This is a genomic window from Chromobacterium indicum, assembly GCF_039708975.1.
Lineage (GTDB): Bacteria > Pseudomonadota > Gammaproteobacteria > Burkholderiales > Chromobacteriaceae > Chromobacterium > Chromobacterium piscinae.
This window is the reverse complement of the sequence record NZ_JAYFSJ010000007.1, coordinates 213,389-239,524: the sequence shown is the minus strand read 5'-3', so window position 1 is coordinate 239,524 and position 26,136 is coordinate 213,389. Positions and strand designations below refer to the sequence as shown.

General features: G+C 60.6%; 26 protein-coding genes and 1 pseudogene. 16 read left to right on the top strand and 11 right to left on the bottom strand.

Features of this window, described 5'->3' with window-relative positions; translation table 11 throughout:
• Positions 1-2 precede the first annotated feature (2 nt).
• The 6 genes from VA599_RS11550 to VA599_RS11525 all read left to right on the top strand — a co-directional run bounded on the left by VA599_RS11550 (position 3) and on the right by VA599_RS11525 (position 5,419).
• A complete protein-coding gene (locus VA599_RS11550; RefSeq protein ID WP_346788664.1) occupies positions 3-575 on the top strand; it encodes a tail fiber assembly protein in 573 nt (190 codons plus the stop codon).
• A gap of 148 nt (positions 576-723) precedes the next feature.
• The gene (locus VA599_RS11545; protein ID WP_346788663.1) at positions 724-894 is read left to right on the top strand and encodes a Com family DNA-binding transcriptional regulator; all 171 of its coding nucleotides are present in this window, start codon (positions 724-726) and stop codon (positions 892-894) included.
• Positions 895-1,026: 132 nt separating this feature from the next.
• Positions 1,027-2,154, top strand: coding sequence for a GNAT family N-acetyltransferase (locus tag VA599_RS11540; RefSeq protein WP_346788662.1), 1,128 nt, complete (start codon positions 1,027-1,029; stop codon positions 2,152-2,154).
• Positions 2,142-2,738 carry a formyltransferase family protein gene (locus VA599_RS11535; RefSeq protein WP_346788661.1) on the top strand — a complete coding sequence of 199 codons (597 nt, stop codon included), beginning with the start codon at positions 2,142-2,144 and terminating at the stop codon, positions 2,736-2,738. Before VA599_RS11540 ends, VA599_RS11535 begins: the two co-directional genes overlap by 13 nt.
• A 435-nt stretch (positions 2,739-3,173) precedes the next feature.
• Positions 3,174-3,986, top strand: coding sequence for a BRO-N domain-containing protein (locus VA599_RS11530; RefSeq protein ID WP_346788660.1), 813 nt, complete (start codon positions 3,174-3,176; stop codon positions 3,984-3,986).
• 353 nt (positions 3,987-4,339) lie between these two features.
• Positions 4,340-5,419 carry a calcium:cation antiporter gene (locus VA599_RS11525; RefSeq protein ID WP_021476430.1) on the top strand — a complete coding sequence of 360 codons (1,080 nt, stop codon included), beginning with the start codon at positions 4,340-4,342 and terminating at the stop codon, positions 5,417-5,419.
• A 507-nt stretch (positions 5,420-5,926) separates the two neighbouring features.
• Here VA599_RS11525 and VA599_RS11520 read toward each other — a convergent pair.
• The 6 genes and pseudogenes from VA599_RS11520 to VA599_RS11495 form a co-directional block, all read right to left on the bottom strand.
• Positions 5,927-6,892 (bottom strand): diguanylate cyclase domain-containing protein, encoded by a 966-nt coding sequence (locus VA599_RS11520; protein WP_346788659.1) that lies wholly within the window; start codon positions 6,890-6,892, stop codon positions 5,927-5,929.
• Positions 6,893-6,980: 88 nt separating this feature from the next.
• A complete protein-coding gene (locus VA599_RS11515) occupies positions 6,981-7,238 on the bottom strand; it encodes a hypothetical protein (protein ID WP_152526873.1) in 258 nt (85 codons plus the stop codon).
• A gap of 1,043 nt (positions 7,239-8,281) precedes the next feature.
• Positions 8,282-9,874 carry an FAD-binding oxidoreductase gene (locus VA599_RS11510; RefSeq protein WP_346788658.1) on the bottom strand — a complete coding sequence of 531 codons (1,593 nt, stop codon included), beginning with the start codon at positions 9,872-9,874 and terminating at the stop codon, positions 8,282-8,284.
• Between the two features lie 500 nt (positions 9,875-10,374).
• Positions 10,375-10,554 carry a hypothetical protein gene (locus VA599_RS11505; RefSeq protein ID WP_021476426.1) on the bottom strand — a complete coding sequence of 60 codons (180 nt, stop codon included), beginning with the start codon at positions 10,552-10,554 and terminating at the stop codon, positions 10,375-10,377.
• Between the two features lie 410 nt (positions 10,555-10,964).
• Positions 10,965-12,101 (bottom strand): NHL repeat-containing protein, encoded by a 1,137-nt coding sequence (locus VA599_RS11500; RefSeq protein ID WP_346788657.1) that lies wholly within the window; start codon positions 12,099-12,101, stop codon positions 10,965-10,967.
• 169 nt (positions 12,102-12,270) lie between these two features.
• Positions 12,271-13,977 (bottom strand): annotated as a pseudogene (locus VA599_RS11495) (PAS domain-containing protein); the annotation flags it as partial.
• A gap of 194 nt (positions 13,978-14,171) precedes the next feature.
• On the opposite strand from VA599_RS11495, the gene VA599_RS11490 reads away from it, so the two are divergent.
• The 8 genes from VA599_RS11490 (at position 14,172) to VA599_RS11455 (ending at position 20,139) form a co-directional block, all read left to right on the top strand.
• Positions 14,172-14,681 carry a hypothetical protein gene (locus VA599_RS11490; RefSeq protein WP_346788656.1) on the top strand — a complete coding sequence of 170 codons (510 nt, stop codon included), beginning with the start codon at positions 14,172-14,174 and terminating at the stop codon, positions 14,679-14,681.
• Entirely contained in the window at positions 14,682-15,098 is a 417-nt protein-coding gene (locus VA599_RS11485) for a PaaI family thioesterase (RefSeq protein WP_021476421.1), read from the top strand. It begins immediately after the preceding gene.
• Positions 15,099-15,260: 162 nt separating this feature from the next.
• Complete coding sequence (locus VA599_RS11480) at positions 15,261-15,998, top strand: Phenylacetic acid catabolic protein (RefSeq protein WP_051238419.1); 738 nt, start codon at positions 15,261-15,263, stop codon at positions 15,996-15,998.
• A 31-nt stretch (positions 15,999-16,029) separates the two neighbouring features.
• On the top strand, positions 16,030-16,833 hold the full coding sequence (locus tag VA599_RS11475) for a hypothetical protein (RefSeq protein ID WP_021476419.1): 804 nt from the start codon (positions 16,030-16,032) through the stop codon (positions 16,831-16,833).
• Positions 16,834-17,030: 197 nt separating this feature from the next.
• Positions 17,031-18,443 (top strand): cytochrome P450, encoded by a 1,413-nt coding sequence (locus tag VA599_RS11470; protein WP_346788655.1) that lies wholly within the window; start codon positions 17,031-17,033, stop codon positions 18,441-18,443.
• A 57-nt stretch (positions 18,444-18,500) separates the two neighbouring features.
• Positions 18,501-18,890 carry a GFA family protein gene (locus VA599_RS11465; RefSeq protein ID WP_346788654.1) on the top strand — a complete coding sequence of 130 codons (390 nt, stop codon included), beginning with the start codon at positions 18,501-18,503 and terminating at the stop codon, positions 18,888-18,890.
• 117 nt (positions 18,891-19,007) lie between these two features.
• The gene (locus tag VA599_RS11460; RefSeq protein ID WP_346788653.1) at positions 19,008-19,718 is read left to right on the top strand and encodes a helix-turn-helix transcriptional regulator; all 711 of its coding nucleotides are present in this window, start codon (positions 19,008-19,010) and stop codon (positions 19,716-19,718) included.
• Positions 19,719-19,794: 76 nt separating this feature from the next.
• Positions 19,795-20,139 (top strand): tRNA-binding protein, encoded by a 345-nt coding sequence (locus VA599_RS11455; protein ID WP_021476415.1) that lies wholly within the window; start codon positions 19,795-19,797, stop codon positions 20,137-20,139.
• Between the two features lie 46 nt (positions 20,140-20,185).
• On the opposite strand, the gene VA599_RS11450 is transcribed toward VA599_RS11455, so the two are convergent.
• Positions 20,186-21,043, bottom strand: a complete 858-nt coding sequence (locus tag VA599_RS11450; RefSeq protein ID WP_346788652.1) for a hypothetical protein — start codon at positions 21,041-21,043, stop codon at positions 20,186-20,188.
• On the opposite strand from VA599_RS11450, the gene VA599_RS11445 reads away from it, so the two are divergent.
• Together VA599_RS11445 and VA599_RS11440 are read left to right on the top strand one after the other, a co-directional pair.
• Complete coding sequence (locus VA599_RS11445; protein WP_346788651.1) at positions 21,042-21,173, top strand: hypothetical protein; 132 nt, start codon at positions 21,042-21,044, stop codon at positions 21,171-21,173. The genes VA599_RS11450 and VA599_RS11445 overlap by 2 nt on opposite strands.
• 205 nt (positions 21,174-21,378) lie before the next feature.
• Complete coding sequence (locus VA599_RS11440) at positions 21,379-22,062, top strand: 4'-phosphopantetheinyl transferase family protein (protein WP_346788650.1); 684 nt, start codon at positions 21,379-21,381, stop codon at positions 22,060-22,062.
• Positions 22,063-22,078: 16 nt separating this feature from the next.
• On the opposite strand, the gene VA599_RS11435 is transcribed toward VA599_RS11440, so the two are convergent.
• The 4 genes from VA599_RS11435 to dsdA all read right to left on the bottom strand — a co-directional run bounded on the left by VA599_RS11435 (position 22,079) and on the right by dsdA (position 26,069).
• A complete protein-coding gene (locus VA599_RS11435) occupies positions 22,079-22,537 on the bottom strand; it encodes a hypothetical protein (protein ID WP_346788649.1) in 459 nt (152 codons plus the stop codon).
• 20 nt (positions 22,538-22,557) lie between these two features.
• Positions 22,558-23,625: an extracellular catalytic domain type 2 short-chain-length polyhydroxyalkanoate depolymerase gene (locus VA599_RS11430; RefSeq protein ID WP_346788648.1), complete on the bottom strand. Its 1,068-nt coding sequence runs from the start codon at positions 23,623-23,625 to the stop codon at positions 22,558-22,560.
• A gap of 173 nt (positions 23,626-23,798) precedes the next feature.
• Positions 23,799-24,716 (bottom strand): DNA-binding transcriptional regulator DsdC, encoded by a 918-nt coding sequence (dsdC, locus tag VA599_RS11425; protein WP_104947312.1) that lies wholly within the window; start codon positions 24,714-24,716, stop codon positions 23,799-23,801.
• Positions 24,717-24,722: 6 nt separating this feature from the next.
• Positions 24,723-26,069, bottom strand: coding sequence for a D-serine ammonia-lyase (gene dsdA / locus VA599_RS11420; RefSeq protein ID WP_346788647.1), 1,347 nt, complete (start codon positions 26,067-26,069; stop codon positions 24,723-24,725).
• Positions 26,070-26,136 lie beyond the last annotated feature (67 nt).

The window sequence follows — 26,136 nt, the reverse complement described above, 5'->3', positions numbered from 1 at the left end:
CCATGTCCGATACCAAAACCGTCTACTCCTATCACCCGCATACCGGCGAATACCTAGGCACAACCGCCGCCGACCGTTCGCCGCTGGATGTGGAGGAAGTGTGGCTGCTGCCAGCCTACAGCACCGAGCTGCAACCGCCGGCAGCATCCACGCGCGAGGCTGCCGTGTTCGAGGGCGGCCGCTGGGCTGTTACGGCTGATTGGCGCGCCGTAAAACTGTGGAGCGTCGACACGGTGCAACCGATCCAGGCACGCCTGGGGGATACGCCAGAGAGCCTGAAGGCAACAGAGCAACCGCCACCACCGTTTGGGGTCTGGCGGGGCGGGCGCTGGGTAGTCGATGAGGCGGCTCAACGCGCTGCAATAGCCAGCATGACGGATGCCGAGATCGCCGCGCGGCGCGCGCAAGCAGACGCTGCCGTGGTACCACTGCAGGATGCCGCAGAACTCGGCATTGCGACCCCGGCCGAGATGGCGCTATTGACCGCATGGAAGCGCTACCGGGTTGAGCTGTCGAGGGTGCCAGCCCAACAAGGATATCCGTCGGATATCAAATGGCCCCAAAAGCCAGCGTAGTAGAAGACAGCGACCGAGCGAGTGTTGGAGCACCCGCCCGGCCAGCTGACCCGCAGAGATAGCCTGCAAGTCACCCCAAGGCTGCCACCTTCAGCGCTGAAAGCGTGGCAAGTCTAGCGGAATATTTGACACCCGATAAGGCTTGCAGATGTTTAACACTGATATTCGTTGCGGCCAATGCGGCCGCAAACTGGCCTCCGGCCGTTACATTGAACTGACCATCAAGTGCCCGCGCTGCCGGACACTGAACCACCTGAAGGCCGAGAGCCTCCCATCCGAACGCCCAGGAGCGTCTGACAACAAGACTAAGCATGACTAAGCCACTAGGACGCAATGGGTTCAAGTACCGCCCCCAATTCGGGGTCATCATTATCTGCAAAAACGAGTTTGACCAAGCCGAGGTTTACGCCAGACTCAAGGCTGACGGCTACAAGCTGAAGGTGGTGTCGGTATGAAGATCCGCGTCAACCATCGCTGTTCCGATTTCGATTCGTACCGCGCCGAGCGGGTCAAGTCGCTGTTCAACGTCGACAGCGGAGCTAATTTTCAGCTGGACGCCAAGTTGCCGATTGAGGACGAAGGCTGGCAGATCGGGGTCATCGTCGGCCCGTCCGGCAGCGGCAAAACCAGCATTGGGAAACAGATTGGCGAGATGTACAAGCCGGCATGGCCGGCCAGCATGCCCATCGTTGACGCTATCGCGCCAGGTGGCGATTTCGCGGCCGTAACAGCCGCCCTGGCCGCTGTCGGGTTGGGAAGCGTGCCGTCGTGGTTGAGGCCGTTCCAGGTGCTATCCAACGGCGAGCAGTTCCGCGCCACGCTTGCACGCCTGGTGTGCGAGGCACCGCCGCTGGCGGTGGTAGACGAGTTTTCGTCCGTAGTTGACCGCCAGATCGCCCGCATCGGCGCGGGCGCGTTCGCAAAAGCCTGGCGGCGGACTGGCGGCAAGGCCGTGCTGCTATCCTGCCATTACGACATTCTGGACTGGCTCCAACCTGATTGGGTGTTCGACACGGCAACCGGGCAACTTGAACGGGGGTGCCTTCGGCGACGACCATCTCTGGAACTCGAAATTCACAAAACGGACTGGCGTTACTGGCCCTTGTTTGAGCCGCATCACTATCTGAAGCTGCCGCATATGATCGCGGCGACCTGCTACGTGGGCACCATTGACGGGGAGCCTGTCGCGCACCTGGCCGTCAGTACCCGGCCCGGCCTGGTCGAAGCGCGCGCGTGCCGGCTGGTCGTCATGCCGGAGTGGCAAGGAGCCGGCGTCGGCATGCGGTTTCTCAACGCCATCTGCGACGCCTGGCGGCGCGGCGAGAATCGCTACAACAAGCCGCTGCCGACGCTGTTCCATACCAGCCACCCAGGACTGGCTGAAGCGCTACGGCGGGACCGCCGCTGGACGCAGGTTAGCGCCAGGCTGTTCGGCGATCACAAAATGCGATGCCGGGACTCGATGCGCAAAAGCGCGCAGGCTAAAGGCATTTCGGAAAGCAGCTCCGGCTATGGCGGCCACCTGCGCGCGGTCCAGGGTTTCCGCTATCTGGTGGAGGACACGCCATGCGCGTCATGATCGTCGGCCAGCAATGGCTGGCATGCGAGCTGCTGCGCCTGTTGCAACGCCGGGGCGATGTCGTCGTTGCCGTCATCGCTCCAGCTGGTGACCGCCTACAAGCTGCTGCAGAAGATAGCGGCGTCCCTGTCATTGCCTGCGGCCGCAAGGTGACCGGGGCGGATATCCCAGCGGGAACAGATATCATCCTGGCGGCCCATGCGCATGCGTTCATCGATGCAAGCGCCCGTGCTGCCGCCCGTTATGGCGCGCTGGGCTATCACCCGTCGTTGCTGCCCCGGCACCGAGGGCGCGACGCGATCCGTTGGGCGCTGCACATGCGCGAGGCGGTCACTGGCGGAACGGTCTACTGGATGGACGACGGCGCGGATACGGGGCCGATAGCAGCACAGGAATGGTGCCACATCCGGCCCGATGATGACGCCAGGTCGCTATGGCGGCGAGAGCTGGCCCCGATGGGATTGGTACTATTTGACCGGGTATTGGCTGAGCTGGACGCTGGTATCGTAACGGCCCGACCGCAGCCGGCAGCCGTGGCGTCCTGGGAGCCGGCATTCAGTCGGCGGCAGCTGTCTGAAGTGTAGCCCCGTAGGAAGCGAAACAGCCCCGGATTCCGGGGCTGTTTTCGTGCCAAAACTGCTGCAAAATGCGCGTGGGGCGCAGTGTCAAATCAAGTGCAATTCGGTGCCAAAATGCGCGCCGCGTTACACCGCGTCGAACAGCCGGCGACTTAAAACCTTGAAAATGGCTTTGAAGCCGGCTTGCGCTGATGGGGTAGGGGCACGACGGTTCGTTTCTAAGCCCTGAAACCTTGTCTGCGGTATTCACGCTGTATTACACCTCACCTTCATTTGATTTCCTGCTCTTCTTGCCAGTCTTCCCGTCGTCATTTACTCTTGACCCTCTTGTGCCTGGGTTCTAGCCTTGTCGGATCGTGTTTAACAGCACGATTGGGTTTGGCGACCCAGACTACACGGCAGGCGTAGCTTTGGTTATGTCTGCTGTCCTCGTGCGCGTTCATGCACTCCATGGCGGGCCGGGTGGGGAGACCTCCGGGTCTGCCGGGTCCGTGTAGCCGGTTCGCCAACCCCGCCTTGGCCTGCCACCCTCGTTTGGCGACGTGGGGGCAGTTAGTGAAACTGCACGGAGATTCACTCATGGCACAGTCCATCCAATCACCCGCGTCCTCATCTTTGCGGGAATTCACATTCCTCGATAAACCCTTCCATCTCTTGCATCGCCATAACGGCCTATGGTTCTTTGCCGATGATGTCGCTGCGGCGATCAAATGCCGTACCACGGCGGCCTTGTTAAGCAAGCTGAACAAGGAGGAGGTCCGCGCCATGCCGGTGGGTGGCGGGGAGGTGGTTTGCCTGTCGGAAACCGGTGTGGCTACGGCGATTCGGCGCTATCGCAAGCCGGCGGCGCGGCGGTTTCGGCGTTGGCTGGAGGAGGAGTTGCTGCCGGCCTTGCGGCGGGAGGGCGAGAAGGCGTTGACGGCGGATCAGCTGGAGCTGGCCTTGGCGCTGGCGGCGGAGGCGGCGCGGCAGGTGAGCCGGGCGGTGCTGGATGCGGTGTTGGAGAACGGCGAGGCGTGCTGGCAGCATACCCGCTGGCTGGTGACGCTGGACTACGAGCGCCATAACCGCCAAAAACACCCGCTCGGCCGCATGATGGGCCTCAACAGCTCCGTCGCCACCCTGGATGCGCTGGCCGAGCTGATCGCCGTGCCGGACGGCATGCCGGCCAGCGATACCGAGCTGGTAAAGCTGGCGGCAGCCTGCCATTTGCGCCTGGCCGAGCGGATGAGCCAGCGGGTGGTTGATGAGTGATTCGTAGGGTGCGTCACCCCGCCTCTTTGGCGGGGCGACGCACCGCTTGTTTCCACCTTCTTCAATATTGATTCGGCGAGATGTGTCGGCGGTGCGTCGCCCCTGCGGGGTGGCGCACCCTACCTTAACGGAATGGGGTTCCTCCCTCCCAACAGAGCGACGCACTGTTTGTTTACAAATCCCGAACCCATTGGCTGCGTCATGGTCTATTTACCTAATGCTGCTATGCTGTGGCTAATACAGCCTCCATGCTGGTTTCTCGATTGCTCTCCCAGAACGGTTGCCTGCCTTGTCCTGGCCAAGCCTTTGCCGGGCGGGACCGGCGGCCGTTCGTCAACAATAAGGAAAATCCATTGATTCATAACACGATTCCGCGCTGGACCGTTGTCACCCCTGTATTGGCCTGGGCTGCCATCGCCGCGTCTTCGGCGGCGGGGGGGCATGCTCTCTATCTGACGCTGCTGGCGGTTTTGCTGGCGGGAACGGTGTTTGCCGCTGTGCATCACGCCGAGGTGGTGGCGCATAAGGTGGGCGAGCCTTTCGGCACCTTGATCCTGGCGCTGGCGGTGACCGTGATCGAGGTGGCGCTGATCATTTCCTTCATGCTGGGCGGGGGCGAGGAGAAGCTGGCGCTGGCTCGGGACACCATTTTTTCCGCCATCATGATCACCTGCAACGGCATTCTGGGCATTTGCCTGCTGCTGGGCGGCTTGCGCCATCGCGAGCAGAACTTCCAGCTTAGCGGCGCCAAGGCGGCTTTGACCGTGCTGGCGGCGATTTCGGTATTGGCGCTGGTGCTGCCCAACTATGGCACCAGCCAGCCGGGGCCGTTGCTGTCGTCCTCGCAGTTGGCGTTTACCGGCGTGGTGTCGCTGGTGCTGTACGGCGCTTTCGTGTTTGTGCAAACCATCCGCCACCGCGATTATTTTCTGGTGGAAGGCAGCCATGACGAGGACGAGCATGCGCCGCCGCCGTCCAACAAGGTGGCCATGCTGGCCGTGGCGATGCTGCTGATTTGCCTGGTTGCGGTGGTGACCTTGGCCAAGCTGCTGTCGCCGTCGATTGAGAGTTTTGTGGTGGACGCCGGCGCGCCGGCCGCGGTGGTGGGCATCATCATCGCCGCCCTGGTGCTGTTGCCGGAAGGGCTGGCCGCCGCCAATGCGGCGCGGGCGGATCGGGTGCAGACCAGCCTGAATCTGGCTTTGGGTTCGGCGCTGGCATCCATTGGCCTGACCATTCCCACTGTGGCGATGATTTTCGTGTTCATGGGCGAGCCGCTGATCCTGGGCTTGGAAATCAAGGAAACCATCTTCCTGCTGTTGACGCTGGTGGCGTGCTCATTGTCGCTGTCAGTAGGGCGTACCACCATTCTGCAGGGCATCGTGCATCTGGTGATCTTCGCGTCTTTCGTGTTCTTTGCGATCAGCCCCTGAGCGAATCCCTGCGAGATAAAGCAAAAGCCGCCGGCGTCTGCGCTGGCGGCTTTTCTGCTTATGGTCGGCCGGTCGGTGTTCTGGCCATGACCCGATGGCCGTATTCTCCCATTCGGCTTGGGCCGCTGCATTTCTCTTCTTCGGCCATGCCAGCCATCTCCTGCATCGCCACACGGCTGCCCGGATGTCGTCAATGGAAGTATTTTTCCAAAATCTTATTTCCATTCATAAGAGCATGGGCAGTCAAGGGCGAGCCGTACTTCTCCTCTAGTCGAATAGTTTCGGTCTCTGCCATGTCATATCGTGGATAAATGGATGAGACAAGCACATCTTCGTTAGTGTGTACGGACCAGCCAAGGAACAAACCGTCCAAGTTGCGTTCGCATGTAATATGATAGTTTTGCATCTGGTATTCCTTTCGGAATATTACTCAGCAAGGAGTGTGCTCAATGTTGAGAAAATCCATTTTCCTTGATGAGTGAGTTATGGTTGTGTCTTGTGGGCAGGTCAGGCAATTTTTGTATGGTGATAGATGGTGTGATTTCCGCCTAATGCTTTTGCGTGATACATGGCGGTGTCAGCCAAGGCTACTAAATTGTTTGGAATGGTTGCATCCGTCGGATAGATGGCCACCCCAATGCTGGCTGTCGGGAAAATCGCATTGGCAGGCAGCGGGATCGGCTGGCAAGCCATGTGTGTGATTCTTTTCAGGATTGTTGCGCATTCCGCGCTATTTTTGAGTCCCAGCAACAATAGGATGAATTCATCTCCACCAAGTCTTGCAGCGGTATCCCCCGTTCGGATTGCTGTATCTAGCCGAATGGCAAATTCTTTAAGCACCGCGTCACCACTTTGATGGCCATGGACGTCGTTGATCTTTTTGAAGTGATCCAAGTCCAAAAAACAGACTGCCAAGAACGTTTTATTCCGATCTGCTTGGGCAACCGCTTGAAGCAGTCGGTCGGTAAAAAGCAATCTATTGGGTAATCCGGTTAGTGAGTCTATATGAGCGCTTTTGGTTATTGCCGCTAAATCTAGTTTTTGCTGCGTAATGTCGCTCATTATTCCGATGTAGTGAGAAATTTCTTGGCGCGCATCATAGACGGCAGAGATGTTCAGTTTGATTGCGTATAGCGAGCCATTTTCCTTTTGGTTCCAAACCTCCCCTTGCCATTGGCCGTGCTCATCGATGGCTTGCCACATGGACGTGAAGAAGGTTTTGTCGTGAATGCTGGAGGAAAATATACTGGGTTTTCTTCCTATTATTTGGGCATGACTGAATCCTGTAATATTGCAGAGTGCTTGATTTGCCTGCAATATTTTCTGTTGATTATCAGTTATGCATACTCCTTCGCTGAAGCTATGAAAAAGGGAGTCGGCAAGTTTCAATCTGGCTTGCGTCGGCCACACTTCGCATTGCTCATTGTTTTTCGCGGGCGAAATGGTTCTTGATTCATCTCTCAACTGGTTCATTTTTATACTCCTTCGTAAGGATTGCTATTTATGCATTAGGGGTCCATTTTAATTCTCTCTTGCATGGTAATATGGTTGAGGTGTGGATCTATGATGTGATTGGTGTGTGGATTTTAATTACACTTCTTGGATCTTTGACAAGAGAAAGGGTTGGGAGTTTTTTATTGCTTTCGCCTGTCTCAAGAGGTAGCTTGGTTTGAGGGGGGGGAGTGGTTTCTTTGTTTGACGAGAAAGTGGCAATGTATCGCGAGCCTACTTTTTGGATGCATGCCACTTGGGAAAGAACCATTTTCCCATCAATGCTTTGAGTGACTAAATCTCCCTCTTTTAAGTCTTGAATTTTCATTTGATACTCCATTCGCGTGAAGTGGTGTGCTGGTGAATGATGGTTAGCTTTTATTGTTTCAAACCGTTATTCTGGCGCGGCGAGAAGGGGTTTTAATTGGGCTGGATTGTTTGGCTTGTCGCGCAGTTTGAGATGGGGCATGCAAAAGCATGCTTTGGCCATTGCTTAATGACAAGAATTTAACCCTATTGCGTTATTGCATTGTCAATAGATTAATTGCAAGCAATGCCATTTGGGTATAGTCTGTGGGGTGGGGTGGGGTGGGGTGGGGTGGGGTGACTGTTGACTGCGCAACATGTAAGGATCGGCTTATTCAGTCTTCGCCTTTTTTTATGGGTTGTCAAATGTATTTTCAAGCGCGGTGATGTCGCCGGGCGCAATTCTCAATTTTGGTTTTCGTTCCCTACGCGGATGTTTTTCAAGGCATAGCCGCGCTGCTTAAGGCTGGGAAGGGGGGGATGTCGAACTCGACTTTCTCGTTTGGCTGAGGAGGTCATATTTGCGCGCTATTTTTAAAGTGCGGAAAAGTTATTTTCCTGCTCTTTTTGTCAGGTCTTTTTCCATCATTTAATTCTGGCGCAGGGAGTCCAGGCTTTAATCTTGATCTAATTGAGGCAGATAACATGACCAAGTCCAGTATCTGGCGGCGTGGCAAGCATGGGTGTGAAGCGCTTCTCGCCATGTCTGCCATGGCAGGTCCGGCTTTGTAGCAGCCTATTGAATCCGGACACCAACTCATGTTGTGCAGTCACCACCTCAACCAAGGTGAACCATGAGCAGAACACGTCGTTCTTTGAGCCCCGCGTTCAAACTCGAAATCCGGTACGCTACGGCCTATCAGAGGATGTCGGCGGCAAGGTTGTAGCGAGGGAGCACGCTCCATACCATGCTCGGTGGAGTAGCTTGTGCCGTCGCGAGCGGCGATGCAGGGCTTCAGGAGCAGGCATGGGCAGGCCGCGCATGCCGAATGGCAGACGCTTCAAAGGCGAGCGCGAATCCGCCGCCTGCTCCAATAAAAGGCGGAATAGGCGAGATTGCCCAGCCTACTTGATCGGGATGGACTGCGCGTGGTGGAAGTAGTCTTGCGGGTCCCATTGCCGTTTCACCTGTACCAGGTTGCGCGGCGCACTGCGGTAGTTTTCCTTGAAATATAGCTGCATGGCCTGATCGATCTTCCCGTCTTCATGGGTGCCCAAATCGCAGTCCGGGTAGTTGTAATAGCAGCCATCGACCACGCCGTTCTTGTCTTGCTCCGGATTGGGCGTGCCGCCATATTCGGCGTACACCGCCTGATAAAAGCCGCGAATCCAGTTCAGATGCGTCCGGGCCTGTTCCTGATAACGGGATTGTCGGCTTTGCCCCGGCGCGGAGGCGTTGTTCCAATAAGTTTGATATTGCAGTTTCAGGATGGAACTGCGTTGCGGCACCGGGGTGGCGCTGCTGCTGCGCTCGTTGACCGCGCCGCCGTAGCTATCCACTTGCAGCAGACTTTGCGCCAAGGCGCCATTCGTCAGCCCTTCCGGCTTCTCATGCAGCCAGCGGAAAATCTCATCCTTTTGGTTTTGTGGGAAGCCTTTATTCATATATGCGGACTTGTATTTGCCAAACTGGTTGGGGCCGGAGCCATTCACCGTTTGCAGCGCTTCCAGATAGGTCAAATGCTGAGCGCTGAGATTGGCGTGCAGCGTGTTCATCCAGCCGGGATGGCCGCCCATGGGGCGGCGCAGGACGGTTGCGGGGGCAATGGCGGCAAAGCGTTGCTGCAGGCTTTGGATGCGCGCTTCGGCCTGTTGGCAATGCTGGTGAAAGCTGGCGCCGATGGGCGAGGCGATTTGCACAAGCAGGCCGATTTGCCCGTTATCGACATGGTTCAATTTCAGCAAGCTGAAATCGTTGTTGGGCATGCGCATGACGAAGTCGGCGTATTCGTCCAGCAATTGGCTGAAGGCTTGTTTGTTGATTTGATCCCAATCCCAGGCAAGCGTGAACTGTGTGGCATGGTCTGGCGCATCCGGCAGCGCGGCAAAATAATAGCGAACGATCACGCCGAAATTGCCGCAGCCGGCGCCGCGCAAGGCCCAGAACAAATCGCGCTCCTCCTGGCTGCCGCTTTGCTCGGATACATGGCGCAATTTTGCCTGGCCCTGTGCCGCATCCCAGGTGACGATATCGACGGCGGTCAGATGGTCTACGGTCAAACCGTGCAGTCGGGACAGCAGGCCGTAGCCGCCGCCGGTGATGTGCCCGCCCGCGCCGACCGAATAGCAGGAGCCGGCCGGCAGGGTTTTGCCATGGCCATTGAGCAAGGCGCGATACACGCTCCAGTTTTCACAGCCGGCATCGACAAAATACGCGTTGCGTTCCGCATCGAAGCCCGCTTGGTTCAGGGCGGACATGTCGATGATGGCGCGGGTGCTGTCGTTGTAGACGAAGTTCTCGTAACAGTGGCGGCCGGAGGCGATTTTCACGTCGCGGCCATATGCGCTTAATGCCGCGTCGACATATTCCTCTACTTGCTCGTGGCGGGCTGGCACGTAAACGGCTTGCAGCTGCGGCGCGAACCAGCGCCGGTCAAAGCCTTGCTTGTCGCTCAAGATCAGCGGCTGATCGCCTCCTCGCGTGGGTGCTTGCGTCATTTCGCCGCTCCTTTGTGCTGCCGGATTTCCTGCGGATCATTGTGGATGCCGCGCTTGACGATTGATGCCAGGCGACAACCAAACCGTCCCTCGTGTAGAAGGAGGCACTCTTATTTATATCGCTAGGCTATTAAAATACAAATAAGTATGCGGTTACACTTAAGCTTGCCCCTGGCAGTCCTCCGCATTGCCGCAAGCGCTGAAATACGCTTGATGCGATTTTGCGGCTGGGGTGGAAATTTGTTGAGGCGGCAGGATGCCGCGCTCCGCTTGGCTCGCGATATTGAACTAGTGAATGCGGCTTGCCATTTGCGCTTGGCGGCATAGGCTGGCCTGAGAGCGGAGTGGCAGGACACGTCATCTCAGCGGGGAGGCGCGCCGCTTGTTTTTTGTTATGAGGGTGTACCTTGTGCGAAGCATGCGGAGCTTCGCGCCATAAGGGCGGGTAGCGCGGCGGAAGTCATGCGGCGGGGAGGCTGGAGCTGCCTCGCGGCGCGCGATCAGATGGAGGTGATCAGTGCGTCGGCTTGATAGCTTGCAGTTTCAATGCCCGAGGCCGAGCTGAACGTTACCTGAAAGCGGCGGCCTATTTGCTTGATGGACAAGACTTTGAACGAGACGATCAGATTGTCGATTTGTTGGGTGATCAGGTCACCCTGTTTCAGTTCCTGAATTTTCATGGTTTATTTTCCGACCCCCATGCTTTTGGCATGGGTTGATATTGTTAAAGCGAGTCCCTATGGCAAGGACGGCTTGCGATATTTTCATGAGTTCTGCCCGGGTGTCATGGAGGCTGCGAGACAACGGATTCCAATCAGCCGCCGCCTGTTTGATATGTTTGGCTTGGCGGCTTGCAATGGATTGCTGGCTAGGCTTGTGACAACTACCTTCGCGTGCCAACAACTGATGATTTGGAGGAGGCTTGGCTAGAGAAGAGGAGCGTTACGGCTCGTTTGAGCGGGACAACATGAAGCGATTCCGGCGAATTCTCCTGTTAATTTTTTGATTTGTCAATATTTTTCGAATAATCAGGATGCCTCATCATGCGATGAGGCATCCCGCTTGGCAGGCGAAGCGGGTGAGCAGGCTCTTAGCGCTCCCGATCCGGTCCGTGGTAGTGGACGGTTTGGCTTGGGACGCCGCAACCCCATAGCGAATAGGAGTCCGCCATTTCATTGATGCCCTCGCCGTACGGAGAGAAGGCAGGAGCCAGGTGCGCGAGGCAGCAGGCGCCCAGCTCGGTGGCGTAAAGGCTGCGCTCGGTGCAGAGCACGCGATGGGTCATGCTCTGTTGCGTAGGAAAGGCGATGGTTTGCTGGGGGCCGAGCTGGCTGTAGTCTTCGTTCAGCATGACCTGCACTACGCCGTTGAGAGCGGAGCTGTCGGCCATCGATGAGGCCAGCAGGTAGATCGTATTTGACTTGGATGGGTCGGGCGAGAAGCCCAGATGGATGAACGAGGCTCCTTTGGCTGGGCCGGCGGTGAGTTGGAACCAATCGATCTCGCCATTGGCCAGGATACGGCCGAAACTGCCGTTTCCGCCGGAGGCGTTGCCCAGCAGGGCGAGCCACAGGTTTCCGTCCGGCCCTGGCACCATGCCGACCGGGGTATTGCCGATCTCTCCGGGGATAGCGATTTCGCTGGGCGCTTGCGCAGGGTTGGCGGGGATGCGGAATAGCGCGCTGGATTGATCCAGGGTGGCGTAGACATCCCCGCTGGCGGGATGCACTTGCACGAAGATTGGTCTGGGCGGGCAGGGGATGATCCGCGGATGGTCGGGGTCATGGGTGTCCACCCGCGCAACGTGGTGGCTGTCCTTGCAGGAGGCCCACAGGATGTCGCCGTCCTCCGCGACGACGTGGGGGCCGCGGGCGGGTTCCGGCAACTGGATTTTTTGCAGCGTTCTGGGGGCGGCCGCCAAGTCGTGTGCGACCGGGTCGATCAGCAGCAACTCCGATTGAAACTGCAGCGTGACCCACAGGCAGCCGGGATGGCGTTTCGACATCGTCAGCCCATGCAGGCCGGAGAATGGGTTGTCGATGATGTGGGCGACGGATTCTATGGGGCGTCCTGTGCCGGGATCCACCCGCATTTTCACCAAACCGCCGGATGGCTGCTGCGAGATGAGGATAAGGTCCGGCGCGATGGATACGACTTCGTGCGTCTGACTGGATGCGGGGAGAGGGTACTCGATGACGCGTTTGAAGCTTGGCTTGGCGGCAGACATGGGCGTTTCCTCAATCATATGAAGGGGAGCTGGCATTCCGGCGAATGGGACGCGTCGCTTTAATAAGGCGACGCGCCGCCATGAGCGACGGACGCGGTCATGATTTGGCGTTCGTCTTCAGGTTGTTCAGCGAGGCCTCCAGCGTTTTTATCCTGCCGATGGATTCGTCCACCAGATCGGCTATTTCCTTTGAAGACTTGGTCGATTCAATCGACAGTTTTCTCACCTCGTCGGCCACCACCGCGAAGCCTCTGCCCATTTCACCGGCGCGGGCGGCCTCTATGGCGGCGTTCAGCGCCAGCAGATTGGTCTGCGCGGCGATGTCGTTGATGGTGCCGATGATCGACGATATCTTTTCGCTGGAGGAAATGACCTGGCGCATTTCCTGATCGGTCACTCTTTCCGCCTCCATCTTGGCGGTGACGTCCACGCCGTAGGTCACGATATTCTTGACGATGCCTTGCTGTGAGGTGAGGGGGCAGACGGTGACGTTCATCAGCACCATCGATCCGTCTTTTTTTCTCATCTTGAACTCTTCGGTCAGCATTTCGCCTTTGAGCGCGCGGCTGAAATTGTCCGAGCCTATGATTTCCGATAGCGGGCGGGCGTGCTGCTGGAGCTCTTCATTGCTCTTCAGCTCCAGGTGCGAAACCATGTACTCATTGCCTTGCAGCACCTTGCCTTCGGTGTTCCATTCGCAGATGGCGTTGGACATGCCTATCGCGGCGAATTTCTTGCTGTATTCCTCTTCCCGTTCTTTGGTTTCGGTGATGTCGGCCTGGATGGAGATGTAGTTCGACAGACTGCCGGTTTCGTCGAACACCGGGTTGATGGCCAGCGAAACCCAATAGGGCTTGCCCGCCTTGGTGTAGTTGAGGATTTCTCCATGGAAGGGACGGTGCTCCCGCAGGCAGGCGCCGATTTTCCGGACGGTGTCCGGATTGGTGTCTTCGCCCTGCAGAATGTGCCCCGGCTTCTTGCCGATGATCTCATCGGCCGCGTAGCCGCTCATTTTCGAGAAGCCGTCATTGGCGAAGATGATCAAGCCATTTTTGTCAGCCACCAGCGCGGAGTTGTCGGTCTGGTTGATGATCAGCGACATCAGTTTGCTGGAGTTTCTGGCCCTCACCGCCTCGGTGATGTCGGTGGCGTATTTGACGATTTTTATGATCTTGCCGTCAGGGTCGAAGATCGGATTGTAGGTGGCTTGAATCCAGATCCTCCGGCCATTCTTCGCCACGCGGCAGAATTCTCCTTCGTGAAACGCGCCTTTTCTCAGGCTGTCCCAGAAGCGTTGGTATGCCTCGCTTTGGCTTTCTTCCGGCAATACGAATAGCTTGTGGTGCTTTCCCACGATTTCCTGCTCGTCGTAACTCAGCGCCTGGCAAAAATTCTCGTTGGCGCGCGAGACTACCCCATCGGTGGTGAACTCGATCACCGCTTGCGAGCGGTTGATGGCTTCAATCTGGCCAGTCCGGTCGGCGGCGATCATGACGTCGCTGGTGATGTCGGTTGCGAACTTGATGACGCTGGCGACGCGGCGGCCTTTTCGGATCGGGATGTAGGAGGCCTGTATCCAGACATCTTTCCCATTTTTGGCAATGCGTCTGAATTGGGCTGTCTGATGCTTTCCTTGTTGCAATTCTGTCCAGAATTGTTGGTAGGAAGCGCTATTTTTTTCGCTTTCCGGCAAAAACATGCCGTGATGTCTGCCTACAACTTCATTCAGCGAATATCCCATCAGGTTCAGGAAAATGGGGTTGGCGTCGATGATGGTGCCGTCGGGCTTGAATTGTATGACAGCCTGCGCGGCGCCGATTGCCTTGACGATATCCTGATAACTTCCCGTGCTCGAAAAGTGTTTGGTGATGTCCATTTTCCCTTTTCCTGTTTTTATCTCCGATAAGCAGAGTCGATATTATCGGTTGGCCGGATCGTTTCCCTTGTGACGTAATTTTGTAACGAATCATTGATGATCTGCGGCTGCTTTTCAATTTAATGCATTGAATTCCAACTCTTTGCCGTGCGGCCCCGCGCATGCTTGCCTTTTGCCTGTTCGGATAGGTGGAAATGCATGCGTTGATTACCATTCTTTCTAGATCAGCAGCTTATTATCTGCATGGCATTTTTGAGGGGCGATTAGATTGGATCGGGCCAGCGCTGCCTGTTTGGCATTTTCAATCGGCATGGGCTGGCGAGAGGACATGGCCTGGATTCAGAGCACGGGGTTTGGGGCCGCATTTGAGAAAATCGGGGCGTCGGAACTTCTCCGGTTTGACGGCTTTCCCATTCTCGGCGGCCGGGTTTGGGGCTGATGGTTATGGAGGAGAGGCGGGTATGTGGTATTTACTGTCAAGTAAATCTCCCTATTTTAAGCGGGCGCTTTGGGAGATATATTCACTTTTCCCGGCAAAAGGTACAGTTGAAAATGGTGCTGGCATGGAATGTCTCTACCTGTACAGAATGATTGTAGTTAATGTGGCCAGTTCTCTGAAAAAGCGCTTGTTGAATGGTTTTGATGAGCATAATCTACTCGGCAAAAGGATGAGTCAGAATAATGAATATGGAGGAGAGAGGTGAATGGAAAAAGCGCCGCTATTGCTGGAAACGGTTGAGCAGGCTGTCAGGATTTTGCAAGAGTCTCCGTTTGTCGCTATCTGGAATTATCAAGTATTAAGCGTGCAAGCCGGGAAAGTGGATTTGGCGCTGCCGGCACAGCCTCAGTTTTATCGTCCCGGGGGCATTATCCAGGGCGGCTGTCTGATGACCTTGGCGGACACGGCGTTTTGGCTGGCGGCCATGACAGAGTTGGGCATTGATGCTCCCATCGTCACTCTGGAAATGAAAACCAATTTTCTGCGGGCGGCTCAGGCGGACGTTTACTGCCGCGCCGAAGTGATGAAAAGCGGCAGGCGAGTCACCTACGGCACAGCCACCATCACAGATGGAGCGGGTCAAACGCTGTCGCATCACACCTTGACCTATCTCTCCGCCTGAACCCATTGCGGGGCACAACTTCATCGGTCGGACCTGGCCCGCTTCATTGACCATCTCCGCTCGCAGGCCGACTTGCGCCTGTTTTCGGCGACGCGCCGCGCTCCGGCGAGAAATTCCGCCGCGGCGGATCATCGTCGCCATTCACTCTGGAGAAAGGAAAACATGATGGAAAGCAAGATCAATCCGCATGAAGTGAGCCTGGAGGGAATTGGCTCGATGCCGGACGAATACAGAGACACCTTGATTCATCAGTTGCTGGCTAACGGAGAAGGCGAGCTGAGCGCGGGCGATACTTATATCGATTCCTTCTATCCTTTGGCGCCGGATGCGGACGAACGCTATATCTGCGCGCAGTTCGCCGCGGAAGAGGTGGATCACTTCCGGCGATTTTCCCGCTTGCTGGCTGAGCTGGAAGTCGATACCTCCCACATGCTGAGCCAGAAGAAAGAGGAGCGACGGTATTTCGCGGCGGAAAGCATGACCATGGAGTTTCGCAGTTGGGAGGAGAGGGCGGCTTTCAGTTTTCTGTGCGAGCTGGAGGGGCATTACCAGATCAAGGAGATGGTGGGCAGCAGCTATCTGCCATTGCGCGCGGAGGCCCAGGCGGTGCTGAAGGAAGAGGCCCGGCATTTCAGCCACGGCGCGCTGCTGATGCGGCGAGCGGCGAAGGACAAGGATGCGCGGGCGCGGGCGCAGGAGGCGTTGGACCGTTTGTATCCGATGGCGATGGACATGTTTGGCCGCTCAGACTCGCGCCGCAGCGAAACGGCGGTGAGATGGGGGCTGCGGCAGTACACCAACGGCCAATTGCGCGATCTCTATCGCGACGACGTCCTTGGCCATATCCAACGTCTGGGTTACGAGGTTCCCGACGAGATGGCCTGCCGCAAGTATTTCTGACGCAGTCCGTGTATGTCGACAGGAGAGCATCATGAAAGATATGGCAATGGCAGTGGAAGCGCTGGCTCGGAAAGTGATGAACCACCGGGTGTTTGATCATCCCATGTATCGGCACTGGGCCTGTGCGCCGCTGCCGGCGGCGCAGTCGGCGGCATTATTTCACCAACTGCAGAATTTTTGCGCCTCGACCCGGCTGGGGATGGCTTTCCCGCAAGGCTTGAAGAATATGGGGCTGCCGCGGCAAGCGGAGCTGATGTCCGAAATAGAGGTCTCGGAAGGCGGCCACGGCCCCGACCTGGCGAGAATGGCGGGCCACATCGTCAATCTGACCGGCAAGGAGCGGGTGTTCGATGATCTGGACGACCAGGCGGAAGTGGAGGCCGGGCTGAAACGCTACTCCGACCAGCTTTTGGGCGACCTGCCCGGCTATGATCGAACCAGCGGCCTGACTCGCCAGGCGCGCGAGGCCATCGCCGTGTTTCAGCAGAGAAGCCGGTCCGACCCAGAGTCCACCATCCGCAATCTGGGCATCGCCTTCGCGCTGGAATTGATTTCCAACCGCTCGCTGATTCCGGGCGAGAAACGGGCGCTGGTTGACTCCGGCCACTACGGCGTAAGTCTGGAAGACCCGGAAATGTACTATCTGCTTGACCACTGGGGGGAGTGCGGCGCGGAGCAGCAGCATGAGCTGAATGTGCGGCAAGCCATTGCGGGCGTGCTCAATGCCGAAACCGAACCGCTGGTCCTGTCCGGCATCGACGCTTTCCTCGATGCGCTGGCGGCATTGTGGGACGTGATCGACAGCCAGTTGTTGCCGGCGGAGGCGGCGGTCTGAACAGGAAGCCGCCGCCGCGGTATTTTTGTTCCTGGCCAGTCCTACGGTTTTGGCGCTTTGTCGCCGTTGCTTTGAAAGGCGCGCCGGCTTGCGGCTGAAAACGGGATTCATTCATTATTTCATAGGCGATATGAATAATACTTATGGATTTTGTTTTCATACGCCACATTTTAATGGATGGGTGGTATGATTTTTGAATGAAAACGCCACCGCAATCCTCCTGTCCATTCCATGCCGGCGGCCATCCGCCGGCATCGCCCAAACCGTCCTCCGGCAGTTGGCCGCCGGGTCCGGAAGCCGGCTTGACCGGTTGGGGGCTGCTGACCCAGCTGTCGCGCGATTTGATGGGCACGCTGGCCGGCTGGCAGCGCGAGTTCGGCGATCTGGTGCATGTGCGCACCTGGCCGGAACATCAGGTCATCGTTTCCGATCCGCATCTGGCGCGCGAACTGCTGGTTAATCAGGCTGACTCGCTGCGCCGCTGGGAAAGGGCGCTGAGCGTCTACGGCCGGGTGCACGGCCATAGCGTGTTGATCGCCGAAGGAGAGGCCTGGCGCGAGAAGCGGCAGGCGCTGCAGCCAGACTTCACGCGCAAATCGGTGCAGGCGTTCTCGCCGTCCATCGTGGCGGCCGCCCGGCGGGCGTTCGAGCAATGGCCGGATCGGCGCGACGCCTGGCCGATAGAGAGCGAGCTGACGTCGGTGACGATGGAAGTGATTCTGCGGATGATGTTCTCCAGCGGCGTCGGAAGCGAGGCGCGGGAGGCGGAGGAAGCCGTCCATACCTTGATGGTGGCCTCCACCGAAGAGTTGTGGAGGCCGGCCAGCCTGCCGGACTGGGTTCCGTGGCAGCGCAAGCGCCGCCGCGCGCGGCTGCTGATGAACGGTTTGATCGAGCGGCACTTGCAGGCCAGGCTGCGCCTGCCGGCGGACGCATGGCCGGAGGATCTGCTGTCCCGCCTGTTGCGGCTCCATCTGCAGCAACCGAAAAGTTGGCCATTGCAGGCGGTGCGGGACGAGTGCAAGACGGCCTTCCTGGCCGGACACGAGACGGTGGCGGCCTCGCTGGCCTGGTGGGCCTGGTGCATGGCGTCCCATCCGGATATCCAGGAAAAGGCGCGGGCCGAAGCGTTGGCGGCATGGCCTGGCGAGGAAAGCGGGGACGCGGACTTGTCCGCGCTGCAATACGTAAGCCAGACCCTGCTGGAAACGATGCGCCTGCACCCGGCGGTGCCGCTGCTGATGAGCCGGCGAGCCGTCAAGCCTGTGACGCTGGGAGACTGGACCTTCCCGGCAAAGACGGTATTCTTGGTGCCGATGCAGTTGATGCAGCATGACGAGCGCTGGTTCCCTGAGCCGCTCAGCTATCGTCCGGAACGTTTCGACTCCGATGCGGCGAGGCCGCAGCAGGGCGCCTATCTGCCCTTCGGCGGCGGGCCGCGCGTGTGCTTGGGGCAGCATCTGGCGGTGGCGGAGATGACGCTGGTGGCCGCGCAGCTGCTGCGCGGATATCGCTTGTCGGCTCCGGCCGGGATGGCGCCGCCGCGAGCCGTGTTCCATGTTTCGCAACGCCCGAGCGCGCCCTTGGCGCTGGACATCGCGCGCATCTGACCCGCGCGGCGCATGTTTGGCGGTTGGCGCGACAGAACTTTCGAGGAGGCGACGCTGATGCTCGAAGGAGGCTGCCTGTGCGGCGCCGTGCGGTATGCGGTCCGCGATGAATTCCGCTGTGCGCTCAATTGCCATTGCGGCCAATGCCGGCGGGCCACCGGGGCGGCGTTCAAGCCCTTTGCAGGCATCGAGCGGCAAAAGCTCAAGCTGATCCGGGGGCGGGACTGCCTGCTGATTTATGGCGACGAGCGCGCGCATGACGCGCGCTGCGGGCAATGCGGATCGCTGCTGTATTCGATAGTGCGCGGCGGAGAGTTCGTCCATGTGGCGCTGGGCACTTTGATCGACGTCCCGGCCATCCGCCCCTCCGCGCATATTTTCGTCGGCTCCAAGGCCGAGTGGCACGACATCGCCGACAATCTGCCGCAGCACGACGAGTTTCCTTGAGGCCCGGGTCGCCCGCGCTGTTCGCGGCGGGAGCCGGCCGGCTTGGACGGGGCGGTCCGTTCGGCTATCCTTTTCGGCATTGATTCGACCGCCGACCTTTTTACGATGTCTCACTCCATGTTTTCCGCCCGCATCGAACTGCTGCATTACGGCAGCGACAGCATCCGCCACGCCCATGACGGCCATCACCAGTGGGTGCTTGGCCTGGCGGGGGCATTGGAGCTGGAGATGGAAGGGCGGCCCTATCTGAACGGCGCGGGTTCCGCGGTGCGCATCCCGGCCGGCGTTTCCCATTGCTATGCCGGCGCGCCGGGCAACCGGCAACTGGTGCTGAACGTGCCCGTCCAGGAAAGCGGCGCGGACGCGGCGGCATGCCAATTGACCTTGCCGCCCGCGGCGCGGGAGCTGGCGTACTGGGCGGCGCGGCATCCGCAGCCGGAAGCGCGGCAGCCTATGTTGTCCGGCATGCTGCTGGACCTGCTGTTTCCCGACGCGCCGGCGGTTTTCCAGTTGTCGCCGCGGCTGGGCCGTTTTCTGGTTTCGCGGCTGGGGCGGCCGTTGACGGTGGCGGACATGGCGGCCGCCTGCCATTTGTCGCCCAGCCAGTTCCACGCGCGGCTGAAAGCGGAAACCGGGCTGACGCCGATGGCCTACCTATGCCGGATGCGGATGGAGCGGGCGCGGCGTTTGCTGCTGGGCGGCCGCGCCAGCGTGCTGGAGGTGGCGCTGCAGGTGGGCTACCAGTCGGCTTCCGCTTTCAGCGCCGCGTACCGGCAGCGGTTCGGCGCCAATCCCAGCGAAGAGCGGGGCAGAGTCCGGCGCGCTTGAACCGTAGTCCGGCGCGCGTTGCGCTCGCGCGGTTCGGCCATACTGCGGCCATGTCTGATCACATGGAAAACGCGAAATGTCCGATTCAAGCAGCCTCAGCTGGGAAGATTTTCTCAAGGTGGAATTCCGGGCGGGGACCATCGTCCACGCCGAGCCCAACGCGCAGGCTCGCAAGCCTGCCTATGTGCTGAAGGTGGATCTGGGCGAGTTGGGGGTGAAAACATCCAGCGCTCAGATCACTGACCATTATCTTGCCGCCGAGCTGATCGGCAAGCGTGTGTTGTGCGTATGCAATTTCCCGCCCAAGCGCGTGGCCGGCGTGCGCTCGGAAGTGCTGGTGACCGGGGTGCACGACGAGGCGGGCAGGGTGATGCTGGCCGAGTTCCCGCTCGCGGCGCCGAACGGCGGCCGGTTGATGTGACGCGATTGGCCGCGCCCGCCCCGGGGAACGGGGCGGGCGGCATGGTTTAGCTCAAACGCTTGATGATGTTGCTATTGCCGTTGGCGCGCACCACCACCCAGCCGGCGGGGATCGGAGAGCCCAGCATCACCTGCAGTTCGGTGCCGATGGCCGCGCCCTTGGTGTAGTAGATGTCGTTGCTGTTGCCGTTGGCGCGGGTGACCACCCAGTCGGCGGGAATGGGCGAGCCCAGCATTACCGTGATCTGGCGGCCATATGACGAGCCGGCGACATTGTGGATGGTGTTGAAGTTGCCCATGGCGCGGGTGATCACCCAGCCGTCGGGCACCGGCGAGCCGACGGCCACTTGCAGCTCCGCTTCCCTCGGCGCGTTGTTGGCGTTGTAAATGTCATTGGAGTTGCCGTTGGGGCGGACGATGACCCATCCCGAAGGAATCGGCGATCCCAGCATCGCGGTGAAGCGCGCGCCGTAGCTGGCGCCGGCGACATAGGTCAGCTGATTGCTTTGGCCTTCCGCACGAGTGACGATCCAGCCGTCCGGTATCGGCGAGCCCACCAGCGCGCTGAGCTGGGTGCCGTAGCTGGCGCCGACGGTGTAGAAGATCACATTGCTGTTGCCGTTGGCGCGGCGGATGATCCAGCCGGCGGGGATGGGGGAGCCCAGCATCACGGTGAATTCCTGTCCGTATCTCGCGCCCTGGGCATCGGTGATCTCGTTCATGGTGCCGGTGGAGCGGGTGATCACCCAGCCGGCCGGCACCGGCGAGCCGACCATGATCCATTGAGTCTGGCCGAAGGAGAGCGGGGAGACCCGTGATTGCGGCGCGGCGCTTTGCGCCGGCGCTGCGGATACGGCACCGGCGCAAAGCGCCGCGGTGAGAATCAGCAATTGGCGGTGGTTCATGTTTGCTCCTGACAAGATGGTTGCGGTGGATAGAGGCAAGGCTGCATTTTGCCGCCATGATATGACATTTGATTTTTGGCGGGTGGTTTTTGCGGGTGGGATTGATCTGGAGCAGGCGAGTTTGGTCTGAGGCGTTGTTTGCCTGACGGCTTGCCGCGTGTCTGCGCCCTGGCGCGCGAGGCCTGGGCGACGTGGGATCGGGCTGGCCGCCGAGGTTTCCCGCCGCGGGCGCTTGCGCCGCCATGCTTGCTGGTTTACCTTGCAGCTTTTCGCCGGACAGTCCGGCTTCCCTTTCTTATCCCATGTCGATCGCCATAGCTGAATTAGCCGAATTTTTGCCGGATGTCGCTCCCTATCCATTGGAGGGGTGCGACGGCGTGGCCGTGATGCGTTGCCGTTTTCGTATTTCAGCCTACGATGACGCCTGGTTCGCCGCGCTGGACGTGGCGCGTCCGGATACGCTGGAGCGGGCGGTGCCCAAAAGAAAGGCGGAGTATCTGGCGGCGCGTTATCTGTGCAAGCTGTTGCTGGAGGCGCGCGGCCTGCCGCCCGGCGTCGGCAGCGGACGGCATCGGCAGCCGTTGTGGCCGGCGGGCTGGACAGGCGCCATCACCCACAGCGACGAAACCGCGATGGTGGCGCTGGCGCCGGCCGATGGCGGGCTGATGCTGGGCATGGATCTGGAGCGCTGGATGTCGGACAAGACCGCAGGCAATGTGCGGGCCGGCATTCTGGTACAGGGGGAGGACGAAGTCCTGGCGGGGCCGTGGATGTTTCCGCATGCGCTGACGCTGGCTTTTTCCGCCAAGGAAAGCCTGTTCAAGGCGCTGTATCCGACAGTGGGCGAGTATTTCGATTTCGACGCGGCGGAAATGGTCCGGGTGGATTGGGACCGGGGGCGTTTCTCCATTCGCCTGCGGAAGACGCTGGCGCCCGGCCTGGAGGCCGGGCGGGCGTTCGATGGCGGTTTTCATCTGCAAGGCGGGCAGGTGCTGACGCTGATCCGGGCGTCTTTCTGAGCCGCGGCCTGGCCGCTCAGCTGTTTTGCCGCTCGGGATCGCCGCGTTGCAGTTGCGCCCAGTAGCCGTAGTTCACTTCCAGGTTCTCCTGCAGGTCCGACAGATTGACGGCGTAGTTGCCGACGATTTGCACCGCCTGCATCGCCAGATTGCATTCCTGCTCCAGCAGCTTGGACAGGGTGTTGGCGTTGCGCAGCTTCTCGGCCTCTCCCAGCCAGCCCAGCCAGTGTTCTACCCAGGTATTTTGCTGCTGCTGCAGTTTCTGCAGCGCGGACTGCTGCAGTTGGAACAGGCTGAACCAGGTTTGCGGCTGCGCGGCGCCGGGCAGCAGAGCGAGCGTGGAGCCGGCGTTGTTGAGGCCGCGGGCCAGCCAGTTGCTGAACAGGGTGTCGACCTTGGCCGGCGCCGCCGCGTTCCGGGCGGTGGCGTCCAGCGCGGCGGACAATTGACGGACGTTGTCGTCGGTATTGGACATGGCGATTCCTTTCTGCGCGCTCAGCCGCCCAGGCGGTCGAGCATGGCGTGGATGGCGCGGATTTGCACCGCGTTGCGCGAGTAGTAGTCCGGATTGGCCGGATCGTCGCTGGAATAGCCCCACCAGTCCCAGCAGCCGTCCGGATTCTGCGCCTGGTTGTCGTCGCTGCCGCTGGCCTGGGGATAGAGGACGATGATGTTGTTGCTGTCGGCCAGATAGTTGTAGCCGGTGGTGGTGACGTAGCGGTTGCCGTAGGGCGGCTGGCTGGAAATGTCGGCGCGGCCGTAGCTGAAGTCGACATAGCTGTAGCCCTGCTTGCAGCCGTGCAGCGCGATGTGCACGCGGGCGGGCGCGCCGTCGGCCACGGTTTGCGGCACGTAGGCGTAGCCGAACTTGCCCATGCTGGCGTAGGCCTGCTGGCCATCGAGGAATTCGGATTGGTCGAAGCGCAGCAGGCGGCCGCTGAGCTTTTCCGCCGGCGGCTTCAGGTCCGGATAGATGTGGTTGAGGATGCGGTGGGACTGCATGAAGCCGCCATTGTTGAGATACGGCGGCTGGTTGAGCGCCAGCGGCGAATCCTCGGGGTTGTCGGTGATCAGCGAGTGGCCTGCCGGCAGGTCATCGTGGTAGGCCAGATTGGCGTCGGACAGGCCCAGCAGCCGGTACAGTTCGCGGGTCTGGGCGACCACCGGGGAATGCACCACATTGTCCTGGGTGCCGGTGAAGATGTAGACGCGGTTGTTGCGCAGATTGGACAGCGCGTCTATTTTTCCGGCCTGTTCGGCTTCCTGGGCCAGTTGCAGCGAGCGGCGGGCGTTCGGCGCCAGTTCGGGTAGCAGCGGCGCCATGCACAGCTGCAGCGCGTTCAGCTCGTAGGCGTCCTCCGCCAGCGGGGCCGCGCCGCGAAATGTTTCCACGCCGCGGTACGGGCCGCCGGCCACCACGCCGGCGCCGGCGAAGCTGGCGGAGTGGGCCAGATGCAGCTGCACCGTCATGAACGCGCCCGAAGACAGGCCGGAGACCGAACTCTTGCCTTTCTCCACTTCGTATTTTCCCAGCCGCACCACTTCCGGGAATATGTTGGGCATCGCAAACCTCCTGTCTGTTCAAGCGTTGGGAAACGGAACCTGCGCGAGGCATTGTCAGCGCATTTATTGACATTTGCGTGACCGCGGTCATCTGGTATGACGGCGCGTTGACAGAGAGACGGTTTGCGTGTTGTGCGGCGCACAACGCATGATCGGGATGCGCGGGGAGGGGCCTAGCCGGCGGCGGACTGTTGCAGCCAGTCGATCACCGCTCGCAGCCGGAACGGCATGGGATCGAGTTTGGGGTGGACCAGATAGTAGGCATAGCGCTCCACCGGCTCGAACGCGCCCAGGGGCAGCGTCAGCTGGCCGTTGTCCAGCAGCGGCTGGGCGAGCCTGCGGCGGGCGATGGCGACGCCGGCGTGGCCGACTGCGGCGGCCAGGCACAGATCCGAGCGGTCCAGCGTCAGCCCGCGCGGCGGCAGCAGGGATTCGCCGCCATGCCGGCGGGCCCACAGCGTCCACTCCGCGTCGTGGGCGGCCTGGCGCCAGGCTTGCGCGTCGTGCAGCAGCCTGCAGTCGCGCAGCCGCGCCGGATCGGCCGTCAGGCCATGGCGTTCCGCGTAGGCGGGGCTGCAGACGGGCGCCATCTCTTCGTCCATCAGCTTGCGGGAGACCAGGCCCGGGAAATGGCCGTCGGCGTAGTACAGCGCCAGATCGGCGCGGCCGCCGCGGAAGTCTGCGTCGCCGTTGCCGGTGCGGATATCGAACTCGATCCGCGGATGGCGTTCGGCGAGGGCGGCCAGGCGGGGCGCCAGCCAGCATTGGGCGATGGAGGGGTGGGCATGGAGGGCGACGCGGCCGGAAGGCTCGGCGCCGGCTTCGGGGTAGAGCGCGGCGTCGAGCTCGGCCATGCTTTTTTCCAGCGCGGCGAAGATGCGCTCGCCGTCCGCGGTGAGACGGATGTTGCGGGTCAGGCGCCGAAACAGCAGCAACCCCAGCGAGCGCTCCAGCCGGGCGATGCGGTGGCTGACCGCGCTCGGCGTCAGGCACAGCTCGTCGGCGGCCGCGGCGAAGCTCAGCCGGCGCGCGACGGCCAGGAAGGTGTGCAGATTGGCGAGCTGGCCGCCGTCAAGCCGTGTCGGATGCATCGGCGCTCAGCTCGTCAAGCCGCGGCCGCGCCGCAGGTAATCGTCCATTTCCGCCTCCGGAACCATGCTGCCGCCCGTCGCCCAGATCAGGTGAGTGGCGTGGGCGAGCCGCTCCGCGTCCAGTCCCATGCGCTGGCGATAGCCCTGGTTTTCGTCCAGCACGCGGGCGATGCCGGGCGCGCCTGCCAGCGCCGAGGGTTCCAGGCGCAGGCCTTCCGCCTGCTCCAGCATGGCCAGCAAGCGGAACAGCTCGTCGTCGTCCACCGTGTAATAGCCGTCTATCAGTCTTTGCATCGCGCGGCCGACAAAGCCGGAGGGGCGGCCGACGGCCAGTCCGTCGGCGGCGGTGCGGTTATCGATGCCGAAGTCCTGCACCGAGATCCGGTCGTGCAGGCCGGTGAGTACGCCCAGCATCATGCAGGGCGAATGGGTGGGCTCGGCGAACAGGCAGTGGACGGAGTCGCCGAAGGCCAGCTTGAGCCCGAAGGCTACGCCGCCGGGGCCGCCGCCGACGCCGCAGGGCAGGTAGGCGAACAGCGGATGGTCGGCGTCCACGCGCACGCCGGCCTCCGCCAACTGGGCCTTCAGCCGTTCCGCCGCTACCGCGTAGCCCAGGAACAGGTGGGCGGAGTTTTCATCGTCGACGAAGTGGCAGGATGGATCGCTTGCGGCCTGCTTGCGGCCTTGCTCCACGGCCGCGCTGTAGTCGGAATCGTACTCCGCCACGGTTACGCCGTGCGCGCGCAGCTTGTCTTTCTTCCATTGCCTCGCGTCGGAGGACATGTGCACGGTGGCCTGGAAACCCAGTTTCGCGGCCATGATGCCGATGGATAGGCCGAGGTTTCCGGTGGAGCCGACGGCGACGCGGTGGCGGCCGAACAGCGCGCGGGCCTCCGGGCCGTCCAGTTTCGCGTAGTCATCGCCGGGATGGAGCAAGCCGTGGGCCAGCGCCAGCTCCTCCGCGTGCTTCAGCACTTCGTAGATGCCGCCGCGCGCCTTGATCGAGCCGGAGATCGGCAGATGGCTGTCGGCCTTCAGCCAGAGCTGCCCAGGCAGCTCCATGCCGTAGCGGCGCTCCAGCGCTTGCCGGAAGGCTGCTGCTGGCAGCAGCGGGGATTCGATGATGCCGCCGCTGTCTGCGGTTTCAGGGAAGGCGCGGCGGATATAGGACGCGAAGCGTTGCAGGCGGGCGGAGGCATTGGCGACGTCGCCGATACCCAGGCCGGCGTCGCCCAGCGCCTGGGCGGCGGGCGCGATCGCGGGATTGAACCAGGCGCACTCGCGCAGATCGGTCAGGTCCCGAATTTCGGGGTGAATCTGCCGCCATTCGTCCAGCGTCTTGCCGTGAATCATTTGGATGTCCTGTCTTGGCCGCGGAAGTCCGGCGGAAGTCGCCATTAAACGACAGCCCGAGGCGGCT